This is a genomic window from Parvibaculum sp. (assembly GCF_045863935.1).
Taxonomy (GTDB): domain Bacteria; phylum Pseudomonadota; class Alphaproteobacteria; order Parvibaculales; family Parvibaculaceae; genus Parvibaculum.
This window is the reverse complement of sequence record NZ_BTVP01000025.1, coordinates 1-23,010: the sequence shown is the minus strand read 5'-3', so window position 1 is coordinate 23,010 and position 23,010 is coordinate 1. Positions and strand designations below refer to the sequence as shown.

General features: G+C 61.6%; 22 protein-coding genes. 9 read left to right on the top strand and 13 right to left on the bottom strand.

The features are described 5' to 3' along the window. The first annotated feature begins 26 nt into the window (after nucleotides 1–26). Genes pseB through ACKUUH_RS11565 form a run of 5 tightly spaced genes read left to right on the top strand, consistent with a single transcriptional unit; the run spans nucleotide 27 to nucleotide 4,425 of the window. Complete coding sequence (pseB, locus tag ACKUUH_RS11585) at nucleotides 27–1,028, top strand: UDP-N-acetylglucosamine 4,6-dehydratase (inverting) (RefSeq protein WP_407950076.1); 1,002 nt, start codon at nucleotides 27–29, stop codon at nucleotides 1,026–1,028. 29 nt (nucleotides 1,029–1,057) lie between these two features. Next, on the top strand, nucleotides 1,058–1,774 hold the full coding sequence (locus tag ACKUUH_RS11580; protein WP_407950075.1) for a cytidylyltransferase domain-containing protein: 717 nt from the start codon (nucleotides 1,058–1,060) through the stop codon (nucleotides 1,772–1,774). 19 nt (nucleotides 1,775–1,793) lie between these two features. Next, complete coding sequence (locus ACKUUH_RS11575) at nucleotides 1,794–2,678, top strand: SDR family oxidoreductase (protein ID WP_407950074.1); 885 nt, start codon at nucleotides 1,794–1,796, stop codon at nucleotides 2,676–2,678. Continuing rightward, the gene (locus ACKUUH_RS11570; protein WP_407950073.1) at nucleotides 2,675–3,760 is read left to right on the top strand and encodes an N-acetylneuraminate synthase family protein; all 1,086 of its coding nucleotides are present in this window, start codon (nucleotides 2,675–2,677) and stop codon (nucleotides 3,758–3,760) included. Before ACKUUH_RS11575 ends, ACKUUH_RS11570 begins: the two co-directional genes overlap by 4 nt. Next, nucleotides 3,733–4,425 (top strand): glycosyltransferase family 2 protein, encoded by a 693-nt coding sequence (locus ACKUUH_RS11565; RefSeq protein ID WP_407950072.1) that lies wholly within the window; start codon nucleotides 3,733–3,735, stop codon nucleotides 4,423–4,425. Before ACKUUH_RS11570 ends, ACKUUH_RS11565 begins: the two co-directional genes overlap by 28 nt. Before the next feature lie 8 nt (nucleotides 4,426–4,433). Here ACKUUH_RS11565 and ACKUUH_RS11560 read toward each other — a convergent pair whose 3' ends face one another. Next, nucleotides 4,434–5,048 carry a pseudaminic acid biosynthesis-associated methylase gene (locus ACKUUH_RS11560; RefSeq protein WP_407950071.1) on the bottom strand — a complete coding sequence of 205 codons (615 nt, stop codon included), beginning with the start codon at nucleotides 5,046–5,048 and terminating at the stop codon, nucleotides 4,434–4,436. Between the two features lie 184 nt (nucleotides 5,049–5,232). Here ACKUUH_RS11560 and wbaP point away from each other — a divergent pair, with 184 nt between their 5' ends. Beyond that, nucleotides 5,233–6,798 (top strand): undecaprenyl-phosphate galactose phosphotransferase WbaP, encoded by a 1,566-nt coding sequence (gene wbaP, locus ACKUUH_RS11555; protein WP_407950070.1) that lies wholly within the window; start codon nucleotides 5,233–5,235, stop codon nucleotides 6,796–6,798. Nucleotides 6,799–6,807: 9 nt separating this feature from the next. Here wbaP and ACKUUH_RS11550 read toward each other — a convergent pair whose 3' ends face one another. Then, nucleotides 6,808–7,104: a hypothetical protein gene (locus ACKUUH_RS11550; protein WP_407950069.1), complete on the bottom strand. Its 297-nt coding sequence runs from the start codon at nucleotides 7,102–7,104 to the stop codon at nucleotides 6,808–6,810. A 175-nt stretch (nucleotides 7,105–7,279) separates the two neighbouring features. Here ACKUUH_RS11550 and ACKUUH_RS11545 point away from each other — a divergent pair, with 175 nt between their 5' ends. Further along, the gene (locus ACKUUH_RS11545) at nucleotides 7,280–8,170 is read left to right on the top strand and encodes a metal-dependent hydrolase (protein WP_407950068.1); all 891 of its coding nucleotides are present in this window, start codon (nucleotides 7,280–7,282) and stop codon (nucleotides 8,168–8,170) included. Nucleotides 8,171–8,197: 27 nt separating this feature from the next. Here ACKUUH_RS11545 and ACKUUH_RS11540 read toward each other — a convergent pair whose 3' ends face one another. The 4 genes from ACKUUH_RS11540 to ACKUUH_RS11525 form a co-directional block, all read right to left on the bottom strand. Further along, nucleotides 8,198–9,301 (bottom strand): hypothetical protein, encoded by a 1,104-nt coding sequence (locus tag ACKUUH_RS11540; RefSeq protein ID WP_407950067.1) that lies wholly within the window; start codon nucleotides 9,299–9,301, stop codon nucleotides 8,198–8,200. 243 nt (nucleotides 9,302–9,544) lie between these two features. Beyond that, complete coding sequence (locus tag ACKUUH_RS11535; RefSeq protein WP_407950066.1) at nucleotides 9,545–10,312, bottom strand: MBL fold metallo-hydrolase; 768 nt, start codon at nucleotides 10,310–10,312, stop codon at nucleotides 9,545–9,547. A 107-nt stretch (nucleotides 10,313–10,419) separates the two neighbouring features. Further along, nucleotides 10,420–11,010: a polymer-forming cytoskeletal protein gene (locus tag ACKUUH_RS11530; protein ID WP_407950065.1), complete on the bottom strand. Its 591-nt coding sequence runs from the start codon at nucleotides 11,008–11,010 to the stop codon at nucleotides 10,420–10,422. A gap of 187 nt (nucleotides 11,011–11,197) precedes the next feature. Then, nucleotides 11,198–12,631, bottom strand: a complete 1,434-nt coding sequence (locus tag ACKUUH_RS11525; RefSeq protein ID WP_407950064.1) for a mannose-1-phosphate guanylyltransferase/mannose-6-phosphate isomerase — start codon at nucleotides 12,629–12,631, stop codon at nucleotides 11,198–11,200. A 307-nt stretch (nucleotides 12,632–12,938) separates the two neighbouring features. Here ACKUUH_RS11525 and galU point away from each other — a divergent pair, with 307 nt between their 5' ends. Further along, the gene (gene galU, locus ACKUUH_RS11520) at nucleotides 12,939–13,829 is read left to right on the top strand and encodes a UTP--glucose-1-phosphate uridylyltransferase GalU (RefSeq protein WP_407950063.1); all 891 of its coding nucleotides are present in this window, start codon (nucleotides 12,939–12,941) and stop codon (nucleotides 13,827–13,829) included. Between the two features lie 3 nt (nucleotides 13,830–13,832). On the opposite strand, the gene ACKUUH_RS11515 is transcribed toward galU, so the two are convergent. The 4 genes from ACKUUH_RS11515 to ACKUUH_RS11500 all read right to left on the bottom strand — a co-directional run bounded on the left by ACKUUH_RS11515 (nucleotide 13,833) and on the right by ACKUUH_RS11500 (nucleotide 18,856). Next, complete coding sequence (locus ACKUUH_RS11515; RefSeq protein WP_407950062.1) at nucleotides 13,833–15,359, bottom strand: undecaprenyl-phosphate glucose phosphotransferase; 1,527 nt, start codon at nucleotides 15,357–15,359, stop codon at nucleotides 13,833–13,835. 304 nt (nucleotides 15,360–15,663) lie between these two features. Beyond that, on the bottom strand, nucleotides 15,664–16,695 hold the full coding sequence (locus tag ACKUUH_RS11510) for a GDP-mannose 4,6-dehydratase (protein WP_407950061.1): 1,032 nt from the start codon (nucleotides 16,693–16,695) through the stop codon (nucleotides 15,664–15,666). Then, nucleotides 16,688–17,767, bottom strand: coding sequence for a GDP-mannose 4,6-dehydratase (gene gmd, locus ACKUUH_RS11505; RefSeq protein WP_407950060.1), 1,080 nt, complete (start codon nucleotides 17,765–17,767; stop codon nucleotides 16,688–16,690). Before gmd ends, ACKUUH_RS11510 begins: the two co-directional genes overlap by 8 nt. A 114-nt stretch (nucleotides 17,768–17,881) precedes the next feature. Then, entirely contained in the window at nucleotides 17,882–18,856 is a 975-nt protein-coding gene (locus ACKUUH_RS11500) for an NAD-dependent epimerase/dehydratase family protein (protein WP_407950059.1), read from the bottom strand. A gap of 155 nt (nucleotides 18,857–19,011) precedes the next feature. Between ACKUUH_RS11500 and ACKUUH_RS11495 the strand changes: the two genes are divergently transcribed. Beyond that, complete coding sequence (locus tag ACKUUH_RS11495; RefSeq protein ID WP_407950058.1) at nucleotides 19,012–20,316, top strand: UDP-glucose dehydrogenase family protein; 1,305 nt, start codon at nucleotides 19,012–19,014, stop codon at nucleotides 20,314–20,316. A gap of 4 nt (nucleotides 20,317–20,320) precedes the next feature. Here the strand turns inward: ACKUUH_RS11495 and ACKUUH_RS11490 are convergent, their stop codons facing one another. The 3 genes from ACKUUH_RS11490 to ACKUUH_RS11480 all read right to left on the bottom strand — a co-directional run. Next, entirely contained in the window at nucleotides 20,321–21,424 is a 1,104-nt protein-coding gene (locus tag ACKUUH_RS11490) for a glycosyltransferase (RefSeq protein WP_407950057.1), read from the bottom strand. Nucleotides 21,425–21,476: 52 nt separating this feature from the next. Beyond that, entirely contained in the window at nucleotides 21,477–22,439 is a 963-nt protein-coding gene (locus ACKUUH_RS11485; RefSeq protein WP_407950056.1) for a class I SAM-dependent methyltransferase, read from the bottom strand. A gap of 41 nt (nucleotides 22,440–22,480) precedes the next feature. After that, the coding region (locus tag ACKUUH_RS11480; protein WP_407950055.1) for a hypothetical protein at nucleotides 22,481–23,010 on the bottom strand (530 nt) is incomplete at its 5' end.

Sequence of the window (23,010 nt, the reverse complement as noted above, 5' to 3'; positions counted from 1 at the left end):
ACCCAAACGAGAGTGAAAAAACCCGGATGTTCGACAATAAATCCGTACTCATCACCGGCGGTACCGGCTCCTTCGGCCGCAAATATGTCCGCACCCTTCTCGACCATCACAAGCCGCGCCGCATCATCGTCTTTTCGCGCGACGAGTTGAAGCAGTACGAGATGTCCCAGGAATTTTCGGGGCCGCAGATGCGCTACTTCATCGGCGATGTGCGCGACGACGAACGCCTGCGCCAGGCGATGCGGGGCGTCGACTTCGTGATCCACGCGGCTGCACTGAAGCAGGTGCCCGCCGCCGAATACAATCCCATGGAGTGCATCAAGACGAACATTCACGGCGCCGAGAACGTCATCAAGGCGGCGATCGAGGAAGGCGTCGAGAAGGTCATGGCCCTCTCGACCGACAAGGCCGCGAACCCGATCAACCTCTACGGCGCGACCAAGCTCGCCTCCGACAAGCTCTTCGTCGCCGCCAACAACATGGTCGGACCCGAGAAGACACGCTTCGCCGTGGTGCGCTATGGCAATGTCGTCGGCTCTCGCGGCTCGGTCGTCCCCTTCTTCAGGAAGCTCATGGCCGAGGGGGCGTCCTCGCTGCCCATCACGGATGCGCGCATGACGCGCTTCTGGATCACGCTGCAGGAAGGCGTCGACTTCGTGATCCGGAACTTCGTGCGCATGCATGGCGGCGAAATTTTCGTACCGAAAATTCCCTCCGTCCGCATCACCGATCTTGCGGCGGCAATGGCGCCGGATCTGCGGCAGGAGGTCATCGGCATCAGGCCGGGCGAGAAACTCCACGAGACCATGTGCCCGGCGGACGATTCGCATCTGACCGTCGAATTCAGCGATCATTTCGTGATCCGCCCGACGATCAAGTTCTTCCGGGGCGACATCGACTATCTGACGAACAACCTCGAGGAACGCGGAGAAACCGTGGCGCAGGGATTCGAATACAGCTCCGGCACCAACCCGCATTTCCTGAACGTCGACGAAATCAAGACCTACAACGACCGCGCCGACGCCTGACCGCCCGTTAGAGGAATACCGAGACCGCCATGCCCAATGTCGTGATCGTTCAGGCCCGCATGACGTCGACCCGCCTGCCGGGAAAGGTCCTGGAGGATCTGGCGGGCGCGACCGTACTCCGGCATGTCCTGACGAGATGCGCGGCGATCCCCGGCATCGACATCGTCTGCTGCGCCGTGCCGGAGGGGCCGGAGCAAGAGCCGGTCGCCGCCGAAGCGGAAGCCTGCGGCGCCGTCGTGGCGCGCGGCTCGGAATATGACGTGCTGGACCGCTATTACACAGCCGCGCGCGATCTCGACGCGGATGTCATCATGCGCGTGACGAGCGACTGCCCGCTGATCGACCCGGGGCTCTGCGGCGAGGTTCTCGCGGCCCTTCTCGCCGATCCCAAGGCAGACTACGCCGCCAACAATTTTGTCCATCGCTTTCCGCACGGACTCGACTGCGAGGCTTTCACATGGAGCGCCATGGACCGCGACTGGAGGGAAGCCAGCGAGCCCTATGATCGCGAACATGTGACGCCCTGGCTGCGCCGGGCACCGGGAATCAAGCGCATCTCGCTCGAAGGTCCAAGCGAGGAGCTGGGCAAGCTGCGCTGGACGCTCGACTATCCCGAAGATCTCGAATTCTGCCGCGCGCTTTTCCCGCTGCTCGGCGCAGGCATACCGTCATGGAAAGAAACCCTGCGTGTATGCGAAAAGAATGAAGGCATTTCGGCGCTGAACGCCATGCGGCGTCAGCGCTGAACGAACAGGACGGACCCGGATGAAGACGCTCCTGCTGGGCAGCACGGGGTTGCTGGGCCAGGCGGTTGCGCGGGAAGTGCGGCGCCGGGGCGTAGAACTGCGCGAGGCCGCGAGGCGCAGCGCCCCGATCCAGGTCGATATTGCAGACGACGTGGCCCTTTGCGCCCTCCTCGACGCCGAACAGCCTGATCTCGTCGTCAACTGTGCCGCACTCGTGGACATCGACCTATGCGAGCGCGATCCCGCTCTCGCGTGGCGCATCAACGCGCGCCCTCTCGCCTTTCTTGCCGCGTGGTCGACGGCGACGGGCGGCAGGCTCCTGCATGTCTCGACAGACCAGTATTTCACCGAAGGGCACGCTACGGCGCATGACGAGACGGCGTCCGTATCTCTCGTCAACGAGTATGCGCGCAGCAAGTTCGCGGGCGAGGCATTCGCGCTCACAGCGGCGAACGCTCTCGTCCTTCGCACAAGCATCGTCGGCATTCGCGGCTGGGAGCAGCCGACATTCGCCGAATGGACCATCGATGCGGTCGAGAATGACAGGCCGGTCACGCTTTTCAGCGATGCCTGGTCCTCATCGATCGATGTGGCGGCATTTGCCCGCGCCGCCTTCGACATGGTGGAGGCTGGCGCATCGGGCCTCTACAACCTTGCCGCGCACGAGGTATATACAAAGGAACAATTCGTGCGCGAGATCGCACGTCAACGCGGCCTCAACCTGACCGCCGCGAAGACGGGCTCCGTCCGCATGCTTTCGACACCTCGCGCTCATTGTCTCGGCCTCGACGTTCGCCGGGCCGAAGCCGTTCTCGGGTACGGGCTGCCGCATCTTGCCGACGTGGTCACTTCCGTTCTGCAGCAATACCGCCCTTCTACGCTACAAAGAGAAATCGTCTCATGAAGTACGACACATCGCTTCGCATCGGAACGCATGAGATATCGCTCGATGCGCCGGCCTATTTCATCGCGGACATCGCCGCCAACCATGACGGCGACCTGGGACGCGCAAAGGAACTGATCTGGAAGTCGAAGGAGGCCGGGGCCGACTGTGCCAAGTTCCAGCACTTCCTCGCCGACAGGATCGTCAGCAAGGTCGGCTTCGAAGGACAAAAGGGTCAGGTTTCGCACCAGGCGAAGTGGAAAAAATCCGTCACCGAAGTCTACGACCAGTATCACACGCGACGCGACTGGACGCCGGAACTGCTCGAGACCTGCCGCAAAGCGGACATCCATTTCATGACGACGCCCTACGATATCGAGGCGGTCGACATGTTTCGCGACATCGTTCCCGCATTCAAGATCGGCTCGGGCGACATCACCTATCACGGCGAGATCGAACATATCGCGAGAACGGGAAAGCCTGTTCTCCTGGCGACCGGGGCGGCCGCGATGACCGAGGTGGAGGCGGCAGTGGAGCTGATCCTGCGGGACAACCCGCAGCTCTGCCTCATGCAGTGCAACACCAACTACACCGGCAGCGAAGAGAATTTCAAATACGTCAATCTCCGCGTCCTGCAGACATTCGCCGCGCGCTGGCCGGGAATGGTGCTGGGCTTTTCGGATCACACCCCGGGCCATTCCGCGGTTCTCGGTGCCGTGACGCTGGGTGCCCGGGTGGTCGAAAAGCATTTCACGGACGACAATTTGCGCGAAGGCCCGGACCATTCCTTTGCCCTCAACCCGGTGACCTGGCGCGCCATGGTCGATGCGACGCGCGAGCTCGAGGCCGCTCTCGGCGATGGCGTGAAGAGGATCGAAAGGAACGAGACGGAAACGGTGGTGATCCAGCGCCGCGCACTGAGGTTCAAGACCGCGCTCGAAGCGGGAACAGTTCTCGCGGAAGATCACCTCGAAGCCTTGCGGCCCTGCCCTGACGGCGCCGTTTCGCCCGATGCACTTTTGCATATTGTCGGAAAGCGGCTGTCATCCGACAAGGAAGCTGGAAGGGAGCTGCTGTGGACGGACCTCGAACAGCCGTCCTGATTCCCGCTTACCGGGAAGCAGCAACGATTGGCCCCGTCGTCAGGGCCGCGCGCGAACACGCCGACGTCATCGTGGTCGACGACGCATCGCCCGACGAAACCGGCGCGAGGGCGGCGGAAGCGGGCGCCATCATCGTCCGCAACAAAACCAATCTCGGTTATGACGGCACACTGAACCGCGCCTTCGAGAAAGCGCTCGAACTTGGTTTCGACTTCGCAATCACGATGGACGCGGATGGAGAGCACGACCCGGCCCTGATTGCCGGCTTCAAATCCCTGCTCACGGAAGGCCGTGTGCCGCTGGTGCTCGGCGTCCGCCCCCGCAAGCAACGCTTTGCGGAGATCGCGATGGGTCTCTATATCCGGCTGAGGTTCGGCGTGCGCGACATTCTCTGCGGGATGAAGGGCTACGACCTGAAGCTCGCCATGGAGAATCGCGGCTTCGATCATACGAACTCCATCGGCACGGAACTCGCAATCAACTCGATCCGTCGCGGCGTGGTCTTCCGTCAACTCCCGGTCAGCGGTACACGCAGACAGGACGCGCCGCGCTTCGACCGGCGCCTGCGCGCGAACATGCGGATTTTCGCCGCACTCGGACAGATTGTCGTTCAGGACGTGAAAAACCTGGTCGGCCTGATCGCCTCGCGCGAACGCGAAGCCTGAGTCCTGCTCTACTTCTCGAGCAGGAACCAGGTCAGATCGTCCTGCGGGAAATAATTGTCGCGGTGATAGAGAAATCCGTAGTCCCTCAACTTCAGGCCGAATTTGTCGATCAGCTCACCCGCGAAATCGCGCTTGAAGAGCCTGTTGTCATGGCCGCGATAGTTCACGGTCACGGGTTTTGGGTTGTAGTACTCGACAACCAGAATGTAGCGGCTCGAAAGGTCGTAGAGGTTTTGATAGACCTTTCCGAGTTCGTCGGGATTGATGTGAATGAGCACGCCTGACGTGAAGGCCAGGTCGTATTTTCTGCCGGATGAAAGCGGCTCGATGATCGAACCCTGCACGATGTCGGCGATGCCGAGTTCACGCGCCTTGCCCACCGCAATCTCGTTGATCTCGTATCCGCAGAGCTGAAAGTCCGCGTTGATCCTGTTCAGCGCCTGAAGGTTGAGCCCGATATTGCATCCGAGCTCGACCACCGAGGAGACGCCGGGCGCCGAACGCAAAACCTGGCTGAACTTGACGATATTCGCATTGATCAGCCGCTCGCCCTTGTTGCGTTCAATATAGGCCGCCCCGAATTCGCCCGACCAGAAATTTTCCTGTTCCGTCTTGTAGACCATTTCCCCGCCCCGGTTCGTTTTGTTCCGCCGCTCGTGCAGCGCATTAACTATACCGTCCATCTCTTAACGCATTGGCATAAATTCGGCGGATTGGCCTCCGGCACGCGCTCAAAACGGGACGAAGTGCACTGGCGCACAACTTGCGCTCTCACCAACCGACTGTCGCATTCGGACACAGGTTGGCGTGAGCATCGTGACTGCACTGAACAAGGACATACAGGCTTTCGACATGGTGACCCCGGTCACCGGGCCCCGCATCGCGGGCTTCGAAAACATCCACCGCGAAGGCCAGGGTACGGGCACACGCCTTACCCCGCTTGCCGACCGCTTCATGCTTCTGCTGGGCGATCTGGGCGCGCTGGCCCTCGCGCAAGCCATCGCCGGATACATCGCACTCGGCATCAATGTGCAGGTTCTGAATACGGAATTCCTCGCGATCGAGGCCGGCGAGCTCACGAGCCGCCTCGTCAGCATCGGTTTCCTTGCCATGCTGCCGATCCTTTGGTGGGCGGCCAAGGGTCATTATTCGAAGCGCACCCCCTTCTGGGCAGAGGCGAAGGAGATCGTGAAGGCGATCGCCCTCGTCGCGCTCGTCGATGGCTTTCTTCAGTACATCGTGAAGGATTATTTCTCCCGTCTCTGGCTGCTCCAGGCATGGATCTGGGCCCTCCTCTTCGTGCCGATGGCCCGTATCGGGATGAGACATGTCCTGAAGCGGTACGGAAGCTGGACCGCGCCCGTGCTCATCATCGGTTCGCGCGAAAACGCAACCGAGGCGGCCCAGGTGCTCGAGGACGAGCCCTATCTCGGTTACGAAGTGGCCGGCACGCTCGACCTCGCCGAACTCACCGCCGAGCGCAACGCGTCCGATCCGGCGAGCCTTCTCTATCGCGCGGGCGGCCAGCTCTCCGCCGCGCTGAAGCTCGCCTGCGAGCGGCATGGCGCCCGCTTCGTCGTTCTCGCCCCCTCGCCCGAGGAAATGGCGAGCCTCGACAACATTCTGCGTGCGCTGCATCGCGCCCGCATCGCCTTCTCGATCGTGCCTCCGGTGAAGGGCATCGGCGCGCTGGCGCTCGAGGCCGGTAACTTCTTCAGCCACGACCTTGTGATGCTGACGCTGGCCGACAACCTCAACCGGCCGCTGGCCCGTCTGATGAAACGCAGTTTCGACCTCGTTGTCGCCTCCGTGGCGCTGTTCGCACTCCTGCCCTTCTTCGGCGTCGTCTCCATGCTGATCCGTCTCGACGGCGGGCCGGCATTCTTTGGCCATCGCCGCGTCGGCGAAAAGGGCCGCGAGTTCCACTGCCGTAAGTTCCGCACAATGCATGTGGACAGCGATGCGATCCTGAAAGAGGTGCTGGAGAACGACCCGCTGCGCGCCGCCGAATGGACCCGCGACCAGAAGCTCCGCAACGACCCGCGCGTCACGGCGGTGGGCGAGTTCCTGCGCAAGACGAGCCTCGACGAGCTGCCGCAGCTTCTGAATGTGATCCGCGGCGAGATGAGCCTTGTCGGCCCGCGCCCCGTGACCTACGCCGAAGTGCTGCGCTATGGCGAGGATGCGGAATACTACCTTTCGGCGAAGCCCGGCATCACCGGCCTCTGGCAGGTAAGCGGCCGCAACGAAACGACTTACATGCGCCGCGTCGAACTCGACGCCTGGTATGTGAAGAACTGGTCGCTCTGGCAGGACATCGCCATCATGTTCAAGACCTTCCCCGCCGTGCTGCTTCGTCGCGGCGCCTGCTGAGGAAGAGTTTCACCGGCCGCCTTCCGGATCGATTCCACCGATAACTGCGTCGCGCTTTTCAGCGCGGCGCATTTGTCTTTTTGCCTGTATCGCCTGCCAACGGCGCCCCACCCGCACGATGGTGACGCGCCGCCAGCGGCGGCCACGCGGATGATCGAGCGTGAGAATGGTGAGCCCGACCGGGATGGCGGCAGGCCCCGGCGGACCTGGAATAAAACCCAGAATGACGAGAGTGACGCCGGCACCAATCCGCCCCACAAGGCTTCTCGGGACCGGAATCCGGTACTTCCCTACCCTTATCTTCATGAACGCCGTCCGCTCCCGATCGAAGTCGCCGGGCCCTCATGTCGCCCGCTGCAGATAGATACGAAGACGCCGCCGGAATTCCGGCAGCTATTTGTGAGATTTTGTGACCCGCTATTGAAGATGAGTATCTTCTAACAAAGATGTAGGGAAGACTTTCGTCGGCAGGAGGACTCCCATGGATATCGGCGCGACGACCTCGGATGAGGTAGCACCGGGTTCCACCCAGAGCGGCAGCAAGCTTCCCTTCAAGACCCGGAACCGCCAGTTCAAGGCCGGCGAGCGGAGGCATTGGTACGATGGCGATCCCGTCGTCACCGCCTACTTCAACGCGCTTTCGGCGATGTTTCCCGGTGGCGAGCGCTTTTTCTGCGACACGGTACGCAAGCAGAAGCACAAGATCACCGATCCGAAGCTGCTGGCGGAGATCAAGGAGTTCCTCGGGCAGGAGATGATCCATTCCCGCGAGCACCAGGCTTACAACGACCGGATCGCGGCTCAGGGCTACCCCATGGAGAGGATCGAGAGGCGCTCCCGGCGGATGATCAAGCTCATGCGCATTCTGATGCCGTACCGTGCGCAACTAGGCCAGACGGTGGCACTGGAGCACTTCACCGCGATCCTTGCCGACAATCTGCTGAAGGAACACGAAACGTTCCGCGAGCATGCAACGCCTGAGGAATACGAACTCTGGATGTGGCATGCCGTCGAGGAAACCGAGCATAAGGCGGTTGCCTTCGACGTGTTGAAGGCGGTCTCGTCGAAACCGTTCTTCTATTTCAATCGCGTGCGCGCGCTCGTGATGACCACGATCTTCTTCAACATCAACATGTTCTTCCACCTGCGCGACCTCCTGAAAGCCGATGGCCTGCAATGGTCGCCGCGCGCATGGGCTCGCCTCTTCCGCTATCTCTGGGTTGAACCGGGCCCGCTGCGCAAGTCGATCCCGGCTTATCTCGACTGGTTCCGCCCGAGCTTTCATCCCTGGCAGCACGACAACCGCGACCTCGTTGCCGCATGGAAAGCGGAGCACGGCGAGAGCGAATTTCAGGCGGCACCCGCCGCGTAATGCACGGGCCCGCAGCACGCCGCACGATCATCTGTCCCTGGGAAGGGTTGCCCGTTCAATGAGTTGAAGGGCGGTCTGCTTGAGCCCCTTGGGTATCGCGATCCTCAGACGTTCCGGAACAAGCGCCCAGTAGAGCGAGATCGCACGGTCGAGAAAGGCGGACCTGCCGACAAGCTGAAAGCTGCGTGAGGGCCCACCTCCGCCCGCGGATCGAAACGACGGCGGCTGGTACCGCACAAGCGCCGTCGTCGCGAGGGGACGATTGAGTTCACCCAGGACCTCGGCAATCCGCCGACGCGCGGCGTGCCGCAGATGCTCGCGGCCGTTTCGGTGATTCCCGAAGGGGAAAGTCGGGTTGGTATTGATCTCGTAAACGACGAGGTGGCCCTCCACGAAACCATAGTCGATACGCCCGAACTGCACATTGGCACGCTCGAATATCCTCATGAGGTCCACCCGGTGCGGATTCTCGGCGATATAGCGCTCTTCTTCCGCTACCAAATCGGGCGTAATCACGCTCGTGTTCTGCTTCACGATCCATTGCGGAGAAAACAGGATGTGCTGCGGCAATATATGCGGGCCGATACGGAAGGCGCCATATTTGCGGAAGTAACCCTCTTCGCATGCTTCCGCGCAGTACTCGACGGCGATGCGGCCCCGCAATGGCTGGCCTTCCGCTAAAAGCTTTTCCAGCGCATCGAGCAGTTCGCTCCGGTTGTGAAGAAGCCCGGATTCCGGGCCGAGCGCGCCGTCTTCACGACGAAGAAAGACCGGATAGGCGAGGTCCGGTATGTCGTCGTCGAGACGCACCACCCGGAAAGGATTGATCCCTTCCTTGCGCAACGTGGAGAGAAGCGCATAACGCTGCAGGACCCGTGCAGGGTCGTTGAAAATCGAAACCCCGGGAGAAGCTGCGCGGAAAGCATCTGCGATGTGCTGCGCCGCTTCGAGTTCATGCAGCGTGAGAAGATCGACGTCGGTGAAGATAAGATGGCCCAGCGCCAGGGACGAGCGTGAGAACATACGCTCATAAGTCGTAACGGAGAGCACGTTGCGGAATGCCGTGCCCTGCGCCACAAGAAACGGCACGACCGTATCCTGCTGTCCCTCCCGGCAAATGTAGTGGATCATTTGCTCTCCGGCGCGGTGGTGTTTTCTCGATTTCCCGCAGGGCCCGCTCCTCGATGCAGCCAGATGCGTCCCGGCAGCAGGCGCGCACCCGGGCTCACGGTGGCACCCGGACCATCCTACTTTGCCGAGGGGGACGCCTTCGGTGACTTTATTGGTGAATTGTCGTGATCCGTGACGGTGAGAGCCGAACACGCGGTGAAAGCGGAACCCCCTTCGTGACCCAGGCGTGATCGAGCGGCGCCTTCAGCCCCGTCGCGCGAGATAGGCGTCGCAAATGCCGATGAGGCGCTCGCGCCCGAAGCTTGGATCGTGACCGCCATGAACGACATCGACGTCGAGTTCCCGAAGACGGCGTATCGTCCTGCAATAGCTCGCGATGTCGGAATCGGGCAGTTCGTCGAGGAGAGGCCCGTCATAGATCGCGTCGCCCGAAAAAAGCGTCTTCGACGCCTTCTCGAAAAGGCCAAGCGATCCCGGCGAATGGCCCGGCAGGTGGAAAATCGAAAAATGCCGGTCTCCAAGATCGACGACGTCGCCTTCCTTGAGATGCCCCGTCGCATGAGTGGAGGTGATGCGGTAATCGCCGGGCGCGTAGCCTTCATGCGGCAGGGCATCGACGAGAAGGCCGTCGCCCTCGTCAAGCCCGTAGCCCGAGAGGCTGGCACGGATTTCCGGCGGAAAGCCCGCCGCCGTCAGCGCCGCAAACTCGCGATAATCGGCCATGCGCGGCGCCTCGATTTCATGCATGAGACGTGTCTCGAACTCATGCAGGGAGCCGACGTGATCGTAATGGATATGCGTGGCGACGGCGGTAAGCGGCTTCTCCGTGAGATCGGCAATGGCGTCCTTCAGCGAGGCGATTCCCGTGCCCGTGTCGATCAGGAGGTCACGGTCGCGGCCTCGGACGAACCATATGTTGCAGCGGATGAAGGGATGGACATGGCTCTCATAGAGGAGAGTGATGCCATCTCCCATCTCGCGCCTCTCGAACCAGCGCTCGGCGATTTTCAAGAACAGAACTCCGCACTTCGAGGTGAGGCTTCACCGCAAAGCCCCTCACCGAAGGAGAGCAATATTTCCCCGAAAAGGCCAGCCTCCTCGAACGCGGCGAGCTATCCTCAGAAGATCAGCGCACCGAGACCCACCAGACCGAGCGAAAGCGCGGCACCGGACATCATCGGGATCGCCCGCTTGAAGCGCCGCCGCGTCCACGGGCGGATGGCGGATTCTCGCGCTGCCTGAGCGATGACGGCACCCTGCGGAGACTTCTCCTCGGCCTCGTCGCTGTCGGCGATGACACGTATCTGCGCATCGATGACGGCGCCGCGATGCGTGACCAGCTTCGCGCATTTGACCTCTCCGGCGATACGGCTGGAGGAACGCAGGATGACCTCGCCCGAGCACTCGAGCGTGCCGTCGAAGACGCCTGCGATCTCGGCGCGCAAAACACTCGCCTGTCCCTCGACGCGCCCGCTCGCACCGATCGAGAGCTGCGATGCGCGCAGATCCGCATTGACGGCCGCGCCATCGACGAAGATCGAACCTTGTGTTTCGAACGAACCCTCGAGGAGGCTGTTCTCACCGATCGCAATATCTTCGTTCCCACCCCTGATGAGCCGGACCGGCGCCTCGGGGCGGCGGGTCTGATTGTCCTGCTTGGCGACGTCCGCGGCAGCGGAGCTGGCCGTATTCATGTTCCCCATCGACATCTTCATCTCCCATCCTCATGGATTCATCGCACCGTCCACGAGCTGAAGGAGCCCGGCGGGCAGCGATTCACGAGCACCTAGCCTGCGCCCGCGGAGGATTAAAAACTCTTTCCGATAAAGGGAGACGTATCCACCACGGAGGAAATCCGGGCGGATATGGAACCGATACGGCAAGGCTGAAGCGGGGTTACTCCGCCGCCGGCATCTTGACCTCGCGGCCATACACGTCGTCGAAGCGCACGATATCGTCCTCGCCGAGATAGGAACCGGACTGCACCTCGATGATGCTCAGCGGTTCATCTCCCGGATTGGCAAGCCGGTGTTTCGTGCCGACGGGAATGTAGACGGACTCGTTCTCTTCGAGAATCTTCTGCGTCTCTCCCACCGTCACCTCGGCCCGCCCCTTGACCACCACCCAATGCTCCGCTCGCTGATGATGCAGCTGCAGCGAAAGCGCGGCTCCGGGGTAAACGAGGAGATGCTTCACCTGGTGCCGGAGGCCCTCATCAAGGGACTCGTAGAATCCCCAGGGCCGATAGACACGCTTGTGGGCCTGGTGTTCCGTGCGGCCAGCGGCGGCCACCCGATCGACCACTTTCTTGACGTCCTGCACCCGGTCCCGCGATGCGACGAGGAGAACGTCACCTGTATCCACAATGACGAGGTTCTCCACACCGATCGTGGCCGTCAGCCCCGCCTCGGATCGCACGAGGCAGTTCCGGGTGTCCTCGACGATCACATCGCCGCTGACGACGTTACCGTCCGCGTCCTTGTCGCCGATCTCCCAGAGAGCCGACCACGAACCGATGTCGCTCCAGCCCATGTCGACCGGCACGACCGCAGCCGAAGAGGTATGCTCCATCACAGCGTAGTCGATGGAATTCGAGGGACAGGCGGCGAAGGAGGTCGACTCGAGGCGCAGGAAGTCGAGGTCGCGCACCCCTTTGACGACGGCTTCCGCCGCATGGGCGGCTATCTCGGGACAGTGGGTCCTCATCTCCTGAAGGATGCTGTCGGCGCGGAACATGAAGATGCCGGCGTTCCAGTCATACCCGCCTTCCTGAAGATAGGCACGGGCAGTGCCGGCATCCGGCTTCTCGACAAAGCGCTCCACCGCATAGGCATTGCCGCCCGGAAGCGGCGCGCCGCGTTTGATATAGCCGTAGCCTGTCTCCGGTGCCGAGGGCACCACGCCGAAGGTGACGAGCTTGCCGGCGCCGGCGAGCGCGGCACCTTGTTCGACCGCCGCGCGGAAGGCTTCGAGGTCCGCGATGTGATGATCCGCAGGCAGGACGAGCAGTATCCCTTTCGGATCGCGGGACTGAACGAAGGCAGCGGCGGCAGCGGCGGCGGGCGCCGTATTGCGCCCCTCGGGCTCAAGAATATGCGCAAGCGGCGTGATCCCCGCCTCCCGCAGCTGCTGCGCGATGATGAACCGGTGCTCGTCGTTCGACACGATGATGGGATCGGCGAAGCGGTCGTTTCCCGTGACGCGCAGCGCCGTCTCGAGGAGCATGGCCCTCTCCGACACCAGGGGAAGCAGTTGTTTGGGGTACAGCGACCTGGACGTCGGCCACAAGCGCGACCCGACACCACCCGAAAGTATTACGGGGTAGATCATGCACAACTCCATCCAGTTTGCCCGACGGGAAAGGGATCCAGCCAGCCAGAAGCCAACATGTTCAAGGTACGGGAATTCGAGGCAGATTTCATCCCCGGACAGGCACCGATGGTTAAGGCCCGCGCTCCGGTCACGGATGAGCAAAGGCCATCCACCAAGGTTTCCGGCAGATTTCCACCTCGGCGCGACGCTTTGTGATCTGGCCTCGTCACGGAGAGGTCACAGCTTGCGGCCCCTAGGAAGAAATGCGAAACCAGACGAGACATCGAGAGTTGTTGAGACTGGTCTCCCGGAACAAGCAAGAGCTATGAACTCGAAATCCCCCCGAAAAGTACGAAAAGCTGTTTTCCCGGTCGCAGGCCTCGGAACGCGCTTCCTGCCCGCCACGAAAGTCATTCCGAAGGAAATGCTGACTGTCGTGGACAAGCCCGTCATCCAGTACGCCGTCGAAGAGGCGATCGAAGCGGGGATCGAACACTTCGTCTTCGTGACAGGCCGGGGCAAGGGCGCGATCGAAGACCACTTCGATCTTGCCTATGAACTCGAGGCAACGCTCAAGGCTCGCGGCAAGTCTGCGGAGTTCGAAATGCTCAAGGCCTCGCGTCCTCTGGCGGGAGCAGCGAGCTTTGTTCGTCAGCAGGAGCCGCTCGGCCTCGGCCACGCCGTCTGGTGCGCGCGGGACATCGTGGGCGATGAACCCTTTGCGCTTGCCCTGCCGGATATGCTGATCCACGGGCGTCGCGGCTGCTTCGCACAGATGATCGACGTCTATTCCCGGCATGGCGGCAACATCATTGCCGTTGAGGAAGTGCCCCACGAACACGTCAACCGCTACGGCGTGGTCGCCCTCGCCGACGACATGGGCCATGAAACCTTCCGCATCACGGGCATGGTGGAAAAGCCGAAGGTCGAAGATGCGCCGTCTGACCTCATCATCTCGGGCCGCTACATTCTGCAGCCAGAGATTTTTGCAAAACTCGCGACGCAGAAACCCGGCGCAGGCGGAGAGATCCAGTTGACCGACGCGATGATCGCGCTGATGGGAGAACAGGACTTCTTTTCCTATCGCTTCGAAGGCACTACATATGATTGCGGCGACAAGGTCGGGTATCTGGCCGCCAATGTGGCGCTTGCGCTCGACCGGCCCGACATCGAACCGAAGTTCCGGCCTTTGCTCGACAAGCTCGTCAAGAAATAGCCGCTAGAAAGCGTTGGTGCCGATAAAACCGTAGAACGGCGTCATGCAGAGAATTTTCACGTCGAGCCAGACAGACCAGTTCTCGATGTACCAGAGATCGTGCTCGACGCGGCGGCGCATCTTTTCCGGCGTGTCGGTCTCGCCGCGATAGCCATTGACCTGCGCCCACCCGGTCATACCGGGCTTCACCTTGTGCCGGTTCGCATAACGCGCCAGCACCGTCGAATAATATTCATTGTGCGAGAGCGCGTGCGGACGCGGACCGACAAGGGACATGTCGCCACGCAGCACATTGAAAAGTTGCGGCAGCTCGTCGAGGCTGGTCTTCCTGAGGAAGCGGCCGACCCGCGTTATGCGCGGATCATGCCGCGTCGCCTGCGCTATGCCGGGCCCATCCTCGACCACATGCATCGTACGGAACTTGTAGAGGGTGAAGACCTCGTGATTGAAGCCGTGGCGGCGCTGCTTGAAAATGGCAGGTCCCCGGCTGTCGAGTTTCACTGCCAGAGCAATGAGAGCAAAGAACGGCGCAAAGGCGATCAGGAGAAACGCGGCAAGCAGCTTGTCTTCGATATTCTTGATGATCGGCGCCCAACCGTCCATGGGCCGCCGTTCGAGTTCGAGCACCGCCAACCCCTCATAGTCCAGAAGTTTTTTGGGCGGTATCCGGAAGGCCGTTGCGCTCGGACAAATCCTGATATCGGCAGGCAGCAAAGATAGCTGCTCGACGAGATTTGCGATCCGCAACTCGTTTGTCATCGGCATGGCGATGAGGATTTCATCGATGCGCCGTTGCTGCCCGAAGGAAATGAGATCGGAAAGCCCGCCCAACACCGGGACTTGCGCCGTCTGATCGCGCGACAGATCGTCGAAGACACCGACCACCCTGAGGTTCATCGACGACATTTCCACCCGTCGGATGATGCTCTCCGCAATATCGCCGCTGCCGTAGATCACGATGTTTCTTGCAAAGGCACCCAGCGCGCGGAGCCACCGCAGGACCTGCGTAGTGATGACGTGCACCGCAAGCACCGTGAACGCGGAAAGCGTGAACCAGACGATGAACCAGCCACGCGAATATTGTTCGGATATCTTTAGCAGATAGCCGGCCGCAATCAGAAACAGCGCCGCCACAACGAGACCCAGAAGTATCCGTTTCGTCTGTCCCCTGGCTTCGCTAAGCACCTCGAAGTCGTAGAGCCCCTGATAATACATCGCCGCGACCGCGATCGCCGCGCCGACGGCTCCGACTGCGGCATAGGGACCTATATCCGGGTTGTTTTGAAGGACCGTAACAATGTAAGCCCACTTCGCAACCAAAGCCGCGAGAAATATGGCAATACCGTCCACGCACATGACGGTGTCGGAAACCACCCGTTTCGAGACGAGTGCCTGCTCTCTCACCAATTCGGCGTGGACACGGGGCGCACGCCCGCCGGAGGAACCCGGCGTGTCGCGCGGCGCATCTCCCGCAGGCTGTCCCTCCCCACGCGCCATGCCATCGCCGGATTTTTCGCCAACACTCATCATGAAACAGGCGTCCCCTCACGCCAGACTGGCTGACAACCAGATATGCATGCAGTGCATGCCTCACGAACCCCGGCTTTGCTCACCGAAATACAGCCCTCCCGTCAGCGCATTGGAGAACAGCCGTGCTCCTGCTCCGAAGGACAGAGGAAGTATCCTCGATACTAAGACAATAAGCTTTGATCGAAAACAGCCGCCGCCGCGAATTGCAGTATTGATTTGTAGACCATTTCAGTCCGCCTTGCGGCGGCCTGCAACTTTCGGCGGAGAACTTACATTTACGTAGGTTAACGGCCGCCCTGAGGGATCAGCGAGTTCGGTCCAGGTCCGCCACAACCATTTCGCGCACGAGCTCAGCGAAATCCGTCCGTGGACGCCATTGAAGTTCGTGACGCGCCTTCGAAGCATCACCCAGCGTCGCGCTGATTTCATTGGGGCGGAAGAAGGCGGGGTCGATTTCGACAAGCCGCTCTGTCGTCTCGGCGTCATAGCCGGCCTCGTGAAGCCCCTCGCTCTGCCACCGAATTCTTCGCCCCGCCGTGGCAAAGGCAAGTTCGACGAATTCGCGAACGGAATGGTTCTCGCCTGTCGAAAAGATGTAGTCGCCCGGCTCGTCCCGCTGCAGCGACAGCCACATGCCTGCGACATAGTCACGCGCATGCCCCCAATCCCGCCTGACATCGAGATTGCCGAGCCGGAGCGGCGCGCTTCCGCCCCGCGTCCACAAAGCGACCGCCATGGATATCTTGCGGGTAACGAAGGCAGGGCTCCGGTAAGGGCTCTCGTGATTGAACAAGATGCCGTTTGCCACGAAAAGTCCCGTTTCAGCACGCAGCCGCGTCGATGCGACGTATGCCCAATATTTGGACTCCGCATAGGGATTACGGGGCCGCATGGGCGACGATTCCGTGAGAACGGCTCCACTCGCCTCCCCGAAGATTTCCGAACTCGATGCCTGAAAGAGTCGCGTGTGCCCCTGGAAGCCGAGGTCGACAATCATCTTCAGCAGGCTGACGGCAGCCGTGGCGTTGATCTCCATCGTCCGATGGGGTTCGGCAAGGCTCGTCGGAACATGGCTCTGGGCCGCAAGATTATAGACCTCGTCGGGCCGGATCGCGGCAACGAGATCTCTCAGGCCTGCACCATCGGTGATATCGCAATTGTAGAGATGGAACTCGCCCGCATCGCTTCGGGCATTGCACAGCCTGCGGTGATCGAATGCCGACACGTCGCGGGCGATACCGTGGACGGCATATCCCTTGCCGAGCAGCAGGTCGACCAGATAGGCGCCGTCCTGACCCGTCACGCCTGTCACCAGCGCCGAGCGCTTGTCAGTCATGCCGGCCGATCCGGTTCGCTTCGCGGGCCACGGCCTTCAGATCGGCCGCAATCATTTCGGCGACAAGTTCAGGGAATTTGGTCTTGTGGTGCCAGCCAAGCTTCTGCCGGGCCTTGCTTGGATCCCCGAGGAGAACGTCGACTTCGGTAGGCCGGAAGTAGCGGGGATCGATCTTCACCAGCACCTTGTCGTTCGATGCATCGAGACCGACCTCGTCCACCCCCTCGCCCTTCCAGGCAATGTGCCTGCCGACTTCGGCAAAAGCGAGCTCCACGAACTCTCGAACCGAATGCGTCTCGCCGGTCGCAAGCACATAATCGTCCGGTTCATCCTGCTGCACGATCCGCCACATGCCTTCGACATAGTCGCGCGCATGGCCCCAGTCGCGCCGCGCGTCGATGTTGCCGAGATAGAGCGTTTCCTGAAGGCCGAGTTCGATGGCCGCAACCGCCCGCGTGATCTTGCGCGTGACGAAGGTTTCGCCGCGGGTCGGCCCCTCGTGATTGAACAGGATGCCGTTGGAGGCATGCATCCCGTAGGCTTCCCGGTAGTTCACCGTCGTCCAGAAGGCGTAGAGCTTGGCCACCGCATAGGGGCTGCGCGGGTAGAACGGCGTCCGTTCGGTCTGCGGCGTCTCCTGGGCCTTGCCGTAAAGCTCCGATGTCGAAGCCTGATAAAAGCGGACCGTGTCCGACATGCCGAGAATACGGATCGCCTCGAGCAGGCGCAGCGTACCTACGGCATCGGCATTGGCCGTATATTCGGGCGTCTCGAAACTGACATGAACGTGGCTCTGCGCCGCGAGGTTGTAGATTTCGTCCGGCTGCGTCTCCTGCACGATCCGGATGAGGTTGGTGGCGTCCGTCAGGTCGCCGTAGTGCAGGAAGAGCCGGACGCTGTCGAGATGCGGATCCTGATAGAGATCGTCGATCCTGCCGGTGTTGAAGGAGGAGGAGCGGCGTTTTACGCCGTGGACGATGTAGCCCTTGTCGAGCAACAGGCGTGCGAGCCACGCCCCGTCCTGCCCCGTTATGCCCGTGATCAAGGCCCTTCTCGCTCTCGTCGCCGTCACATCCGTTCCCCGTTACATCGGCCGGCCCTGAAACCGGCCCGGAACGGACGGAATTGAGCGTTTTTCGGCCCCCGAAGCAAGCCCCAAGGGAGCCCGGCAACCCGCCTGAAAGTCTCAGATTTTGAAGTAGCCGCGATACCATTCGGCAAACCGGGTCAGTCCCTCGCGGAGGCCAACCTCGGGCTTGAAGCCGAGATCCCGCCCGATCGCGCCGATATCGGCGTAGGTCCGTGGCACGTCGCCCGCCTGCATGGGCTCATATTCGCGAATGGCCTTCACCCCGAGGACCTCCTCCAGGATGTCGATGAAGGTCCCGAGCCGCTCCGGCTTGTTGTGGCCGATATTGTAGACCCTGTGCGGCGCCCCCGTCCCGGCTTGCGGCGGATGATCGAGCGCGGCAACCGTCCCCCGGACGATGTCGTCCACATAGGTAAAATCCCGCCACATATTGCCGTCATTGAAGACTCGGATCGGCTTGCCCCTCAGCATGGCCTCGGTGAAAAGCCAGTAGGCCATGTCGGGCCGCCCCCAGGGGCCGTACACGGTGAAATATCGGAGCCCCGTCTGCGGAATGCCGTAGAGATGCGAATAGGCATGGCTCATCAGCTCGTCCGCCTTCTTGGTGGCGGCGTAAAGCGATACCGGATGATCGACCGGATCGTCTTCGCTGAAGGGAACCTTCTCGTTACCGCCATAGACGGAGCTGGAAGACGCGTAGACGAGATGTTCGACGGTGCCGAGCCCTCGGCACAGCTCGAGGATCTCGAGATGTCCGTCGAGATTCGACCGGACATAGGCGCGAGGATTTTCGAGCGAATAGCGAACGCCGGCCTGGGCTGCGAGGTGAACCACCTTGAGGATTTTTCTCCCCCGGACGGCATCCGCCAGGGCGCCGGTGTCGGCAATGTCGCCCTTGAGGAAGGAGAAGCCGTTCCGGCCCCGCAAGCGTTCAAGCCGCGCGTCCTTGAGGGCGGGGTCATAATAGGCATTCAGATCGTCGATACCGACCACCGTATCGCCGCGATCGAGGAGATAATGGCAAACGTGACTGCCGATGAAACCGGCAGCGCCTGTCACGAGAACTGTCATGCTTTTTTGTCCACTTGCCATGATCGGCCGCTTCGGGAAGATGGTCCATATATGCAGAGGAAAGCAAGCCGGAGACGGCTCCGAGACTTCATTTAACGGGCCAAAGCCGCTATGAACGGGCTGAGGTTTCGAGCCAGCAGAACAGAGGTACCGGCATGCGCGTGGCGATGATTGGATCGGGTTATGTGGGACTGGTGTCCGGCGCCTGCTTTGCCGATTTCGGCCATACGGTCATCTGCGTCGACAAGGATGCCTCCAAGATCGACGCCTTGATGCAGGGTCAAATCCCGATCTATGAGCCGGGGCTCGACGTTCTCGTGAATGGCAACAGGTTTGCCGGCCGGCTCACCTTCACCACCGACCTCACTTCCGCGGTCGCGGATGCCGATGCGGTCTTCATCGCCGTCGGCACACCGACCCGGCGCGGCGATGGCCATGCCGACCTTTCCTATGTCTATGCGGCAGCGGAGGAAATCGCCGCCGCCATCACCGGCTACACCGTGGTTGTGACGAAATCGACCGTCCCCGTCGGCACGGCGGATGAGGTCGAGGCCATCATCCGCCGCGTCGCGCCCGATGCCGATTTCTCGGTCGCCTCCAATCCGGAGTTCCTGCGGGAAGGCGCCGCCATCGACGACTTCAAGCGGCCCGATCGCGTGGTCGTGGGCGCAGAAGACGAGCGCGCCCGCGAGGTGATGCGCCAGCTCTACCGCCCGCTCAATCTCAACGAAACGCCGATACTCTTCACCAACCGGCGCACGGCCGAACTCACGAAATATGCGGCGAACGCCTTTCTCGCCATGAAGATTACCTTCATCAACGAGATGGCAGATATCTGCGAAAAGACGGGCGCCAACGTGCAGGACGTCGCACGCGGCATCGGCCTCGACCGCCGCATCGGCTCGAAATTTCTTCATGCAGGCCCCGGTTACGGCGGCTCGTGCTTCCCGAAAGACACGCTCGCCCTCGTCCGCACCGCGCAGCAATATCAATCGCCGACCCGCATTATCGAGGCGGTTGTCGAAGTGAACAGCGAGCGCAAGCGTCACATGGTCGACAAGATAGAGCGCGCCTGCAACGGTTCCGTGAAGGGAAAGACGGTCTCCGTCCTCGGCCTGACATTCAAACCCGAAACAGACGACATGCGCGACGCACCGTCGCTCGACATCGTTCCCGCGCTGATCGAACGTGGCGCCACCGTGCGGGCGCACGATCCGCAAGGTATGAAAGAGGCAAAACACCTCCTGCCGGATAGCGTCGTCTATTGCGACACGCCCTACGAGGCCGCCCTGAATTCCGACGCCGTGGTCATCATCACGGAGTGGAACGAATACCGGGCGCTCGATCTCGCCCGGCTGGCAAAGAGCCTCCGCGGCGCCATCATGGTCGACCTCCGCAATATCTACGATATGGCCGAGGTGGAACGCGCGGGCTTCAGCTACACCGGCATCGGCCGGTAGGAAACTACCGAGCCTCACCGAGGACGGAGCGTCCGCGCTCCCTGATGCTCTCCTCGGAGTAGCGGCGGCATATGTCTTCCCGGGCGCGCTCGCCGAGCGACCGGCGAAGCCCTTCGTCGCCTGCAAGCTCCTGTATCGCGGCCACGAGCGCCTCGATGCCGGCATCGGCGACCTTCAGCATGTTCTCGTTGTCGCGGCCATACTCCCTGATCCCGCCCACATCGGTAGCGACGACCGGCAAACCGACCGACATCGCCTCGGCAACGACGATGCAGAAGCCTTCCGTGTCGCTCGCATTGACGAAGAGATCGCTGTCCGCCGCCTCCTCGAACCACCGGTCGCGATACCCGGCGAGCCGGACATGAGCTTCGAGACCGGTGCTGGAGATGAGACCTTTCAGCCTTTCATGCTCGGGTCCATCCCCGAATATCGTGAGCGCCGCCGGCGTTCCGCGCTCGGTGAGTGCCTTTACCGCGAGGATGAGCCGGTCGAAATTCTTCCGGTCGACCAGGCGTCCGGCGGCGGCAATCCTGAGCGGCGTGCCTGCTGAATAGTCCGTCTTGACCGCACCGCCGGGGCGAACGCGGAACAGCGGGACGACGGCCTCGCGCCGCGACGGCTTCCTGAAATAGGGACGCGTGGCCTCAAGAGTTTCCTCGCAATCGGACCAGACCTCGTCAACGCGCCCCGACAAGGCGGCAAGCAGCTTCCCGTAAACCGCTTCGGCCCGGCGGGCGCGGTAGCGCGAGATGTGCTCGAAGGAAACGCATCGCGGGCCGGGAAACACCTGCAGCACGAACCGGCCGATCACATTGGCCTGCTTCAGGGACAGAACGACGACGTCCGGACGGAAGCGCCTGATCTCCCACGCCAGCGCGAAGGCCGCCGCAACACAGGCGCGAAGGGTCAGGTCTTCCCGGTCATCGACGATCTTCAGCTTGCCCTCGCCGAGCGAAGCGCGCAGCGCATCCGCGAGCCCCCCTCGTCCGCGGCAGATACCCATGACGTGAAGATCGTGGCCGGAAAAGAACCCGCTCTCGACAAGCGTCAGCAAACCATGCTCGGCGCCGCCGGGATCGAAACCGTTTATGAAATAGAGAATGCGCATGGCTCTCGCAGAAACAGAGGTATCTCTCTATGGCAGATGGGCGGTCATACGGTCACTGCGCACCGAGATATTGTTCGAAGACTTCGCGCGGCGCGAGACGCCCGCCCGATTTCCTGCCCATGAAATAGACACCATTCGCACCGTCGATAATCTGACCGGATGGCATCACAGCATCGAGCAACGCAAGGAGCCCGAATGGAATGCTCAGAATGTTCGCTAGCTTCCGGCTGCGGGTCAGACCACGGAAGAAATATTTCATCGACCAGTACACGGAAAGCCCGGGACCGCCGATCGCTCCGCGCTCGATCGTGTCGAAATCGCGGAATAGCCAGCGGTGTCCGAGTTCTGTAAATCGCGTGAAATCCGCAGCACCTTCGTGCACTTGTTGCATGAACGGCGTTTCGGCATAGACGACGCCGCCAGGCTTCAGCACGCGAAGAATTTCGGACACGACCCGAGCTGGATCGAGAACATGCTCCAAAACGGCCTGGATGCACACGGCATCGACGGATTCGTTCTTCACAGGTATCCGGTGGGCATCGGCCACAAACACCGTAAACGGCGAAGGATAGATATCGAATGCGATCAGGGTTGTGTCCGGATCGTCGTAGAGCACCTCCGTGCCCATACCTTTCTGCCCCGCCCCCACCATCAGCACAAGACGAGGGCCGGGCTGCCCGGACGTAATCTCCCGGCTGAATTTTTCGAAGTTCCGCCTGCTCACCTCGTAGGTCCCGAACAAGCGGGCCTTGATCGCTCGTGGGAGGCTGCGCCGCTCTGCGACGAGGGAGTAACTTTCCCGTCTCTCTTCAAACCACTGCCGAGGCACCGCGCTTTCGTCGAAGTCGATCAGGACCGGCTGCCCCGATATCAGCGGCACCGGCACAGAACGGCCAGCCCCGTCGACCACCTTCGATTCCATCAGCGCATCACCACGCCACAGAAACTCCACCTCCGCGGACGGATCGATCGGGCTCGCCAATATGTGTTCGATGGATTTCAGGGGGGCAAGCATCGCAGGTCACCGCTGGAGAAGGAAAAATTGCAACGCGCGTCTCATGTCGAGGCTGGTTTGCGTAGCTTGGCCAGTGCCCGCATCCGCTTATACCAGAACCTCATCTTCACAATAACCGTCGGCCCCAAAAGGCCTGCCGCAAGCACGAGCGTGAGGCGAAGTTTCCGGCCACCATTTCGGATACCGTAAGAGTATAGCTCTCGCATCTTCTCTTTCCGCCCGAAAATCGCTTCGAGAGAAATCAGATTCGTCAGCATATGTTCCCAGAGCGCCGGACCATGGGCGCGCAGCGCATCGCCGTGGCCGTCGATGATGCGCTCGAGGCTATTCAGCCTTTCGAACTCCGCCTCGCTCCTGAAGCGCGACAACGTCTGCGGCACGCTCAAGCGGGTCTCGGCGTCATCGTGAACCAGGTAGATGGCTGGCTCTCGCATCAGAACCGGAAAGCGCCGGACGAAGTTCAGATGAAACTCGGTCTCCGGCGCGCGGTTCTCGGGCCAGGGAACTTCTTTCAGCGCGTTGGCCCTCATGCATTGAAAGACATCCTTGTAGCGGTGCAGGTTGACGTTCA

Bases quoted from the DNA above. Each gene is read 5' to 3' on its own strand.
- pseB (WP_407950076.1), top strand. From the start codon at position 27: ATGTTCGACAATAAATCCGTACTCATCACCGGCGGTACCGGCTCCTTC.
- ACKUUH_RS11580 (WP_407950075.1), top strand. From the start codon at position 1,058: ATGCCCAATGTCGTGATCGTTCAGGCCCGCATGACGTCGACCCGCCTG.
- ACKUUH_RS11575 (WP_407950074.1), top strand. From the start codon at position 1,794: ATGAAGACGCTCCTGCTGGGCAGCACGGGGTTGCTGGGCCAGGCGGTT.
- ACKUUH_RS11570 (WP_407950073.1), top strand. From the start codon at position 2,675: ATGAAGTACGACACATCGCTTCGCATCGGAACGCATGAGATATCGCTC.
- ACKUUH_RS11560 (WP_407950071.1), bottom strand. From the start codon at position 5,048: ATGGTCTACAAGACGGAACAGGAAAATTTCTGGTCGGGCGAATTCGGG.
- ACKUUH_RS11550 (WP_407950069.1), bottom strand. From the start codon at position 7,104: ATGAAGATAAGGGTAGGGAAGTACCGGATTCCGGTCCCGAGAAGCCTT.
- ACKUUH_RS11545 (WP_407950068.1), top strand. From the start codon at position 7,280: ATGGATATCGGCGCGACGACCTCGGATGAGGTAGCACCGGGTTCCACC.
- ACKUUH_RS11540 (WP_407950067.1), bottom strand. From the start codon at position 9,301: ATGATCCACTACATTTGCCGGGAGGGACAGCAGGATACGGTCGTGCCG.
- ACKUUH_RS11530 (WP_407950065.1), bottom strand. From the start codon at position 11,010: ATGTCGATGGGGAACATGAATACGGCCAGCTCCGCTGCCGCGGACGTC.
- ACKUUH_RS11525 (WP_407950064.1), bottom strand. From the start codon at position 12,631: ATGATCTACCCCGTAATACTTTCGGGTGGTGTCGGGTCGCGCTTGTGG.
- galU (WP_407950063.1), top strand. From the start codon at position 12,939: ATGAACTCGAAATCCCCCCGAAAAGTACGAAAAGCTGTTTTCCCGGTC.
- ACKUUH_RS11515 (WP_407950062.1), bottom strand. From the start codon at position 15,359: ATGATGAGTGTTGGCGAAAAATCCGGCGATGGCATGGCGCGTGGGGAG.
- ACKUUH_RS11510 (WP_407950061.1), bottom strand. From the start codon at position 16,695: ATGACTGACAAGCGCTCGGCGCTGGTGACAGGCGTGACGGGTCAGGAC.
- ACKUUH_RS11500 (WP_407950059.1), bottom strand. From the start codon at position 18,856: ATGACAGTTCTCGTGACAGGCGCTGCCGGTTTCATCGGCAGTCACGTT.
- ACKUUH_RS11495 (WP_407950058.1), top strand. From the start codon at position 19,012: ATGCGCGTGGCGATGATTGGATCGGGTTATGTGGGACTGGTGTCCGGC.
- ACKUUH_RS11490 (WP_407950057.1), bottom strand. From the start codon at position 21,424: ATGCGCATTCTCTATTTCATAAACGGTTTCGATCCCGGCGGCGCCGAG.
- ACKUUH_RS11485 (WP_407950056.1), bottom strand. From the start codon at position 22,439: ATGCTTGCCCCCCTGAAATCCATCGAACACATATTGGCGAGCCCGATC.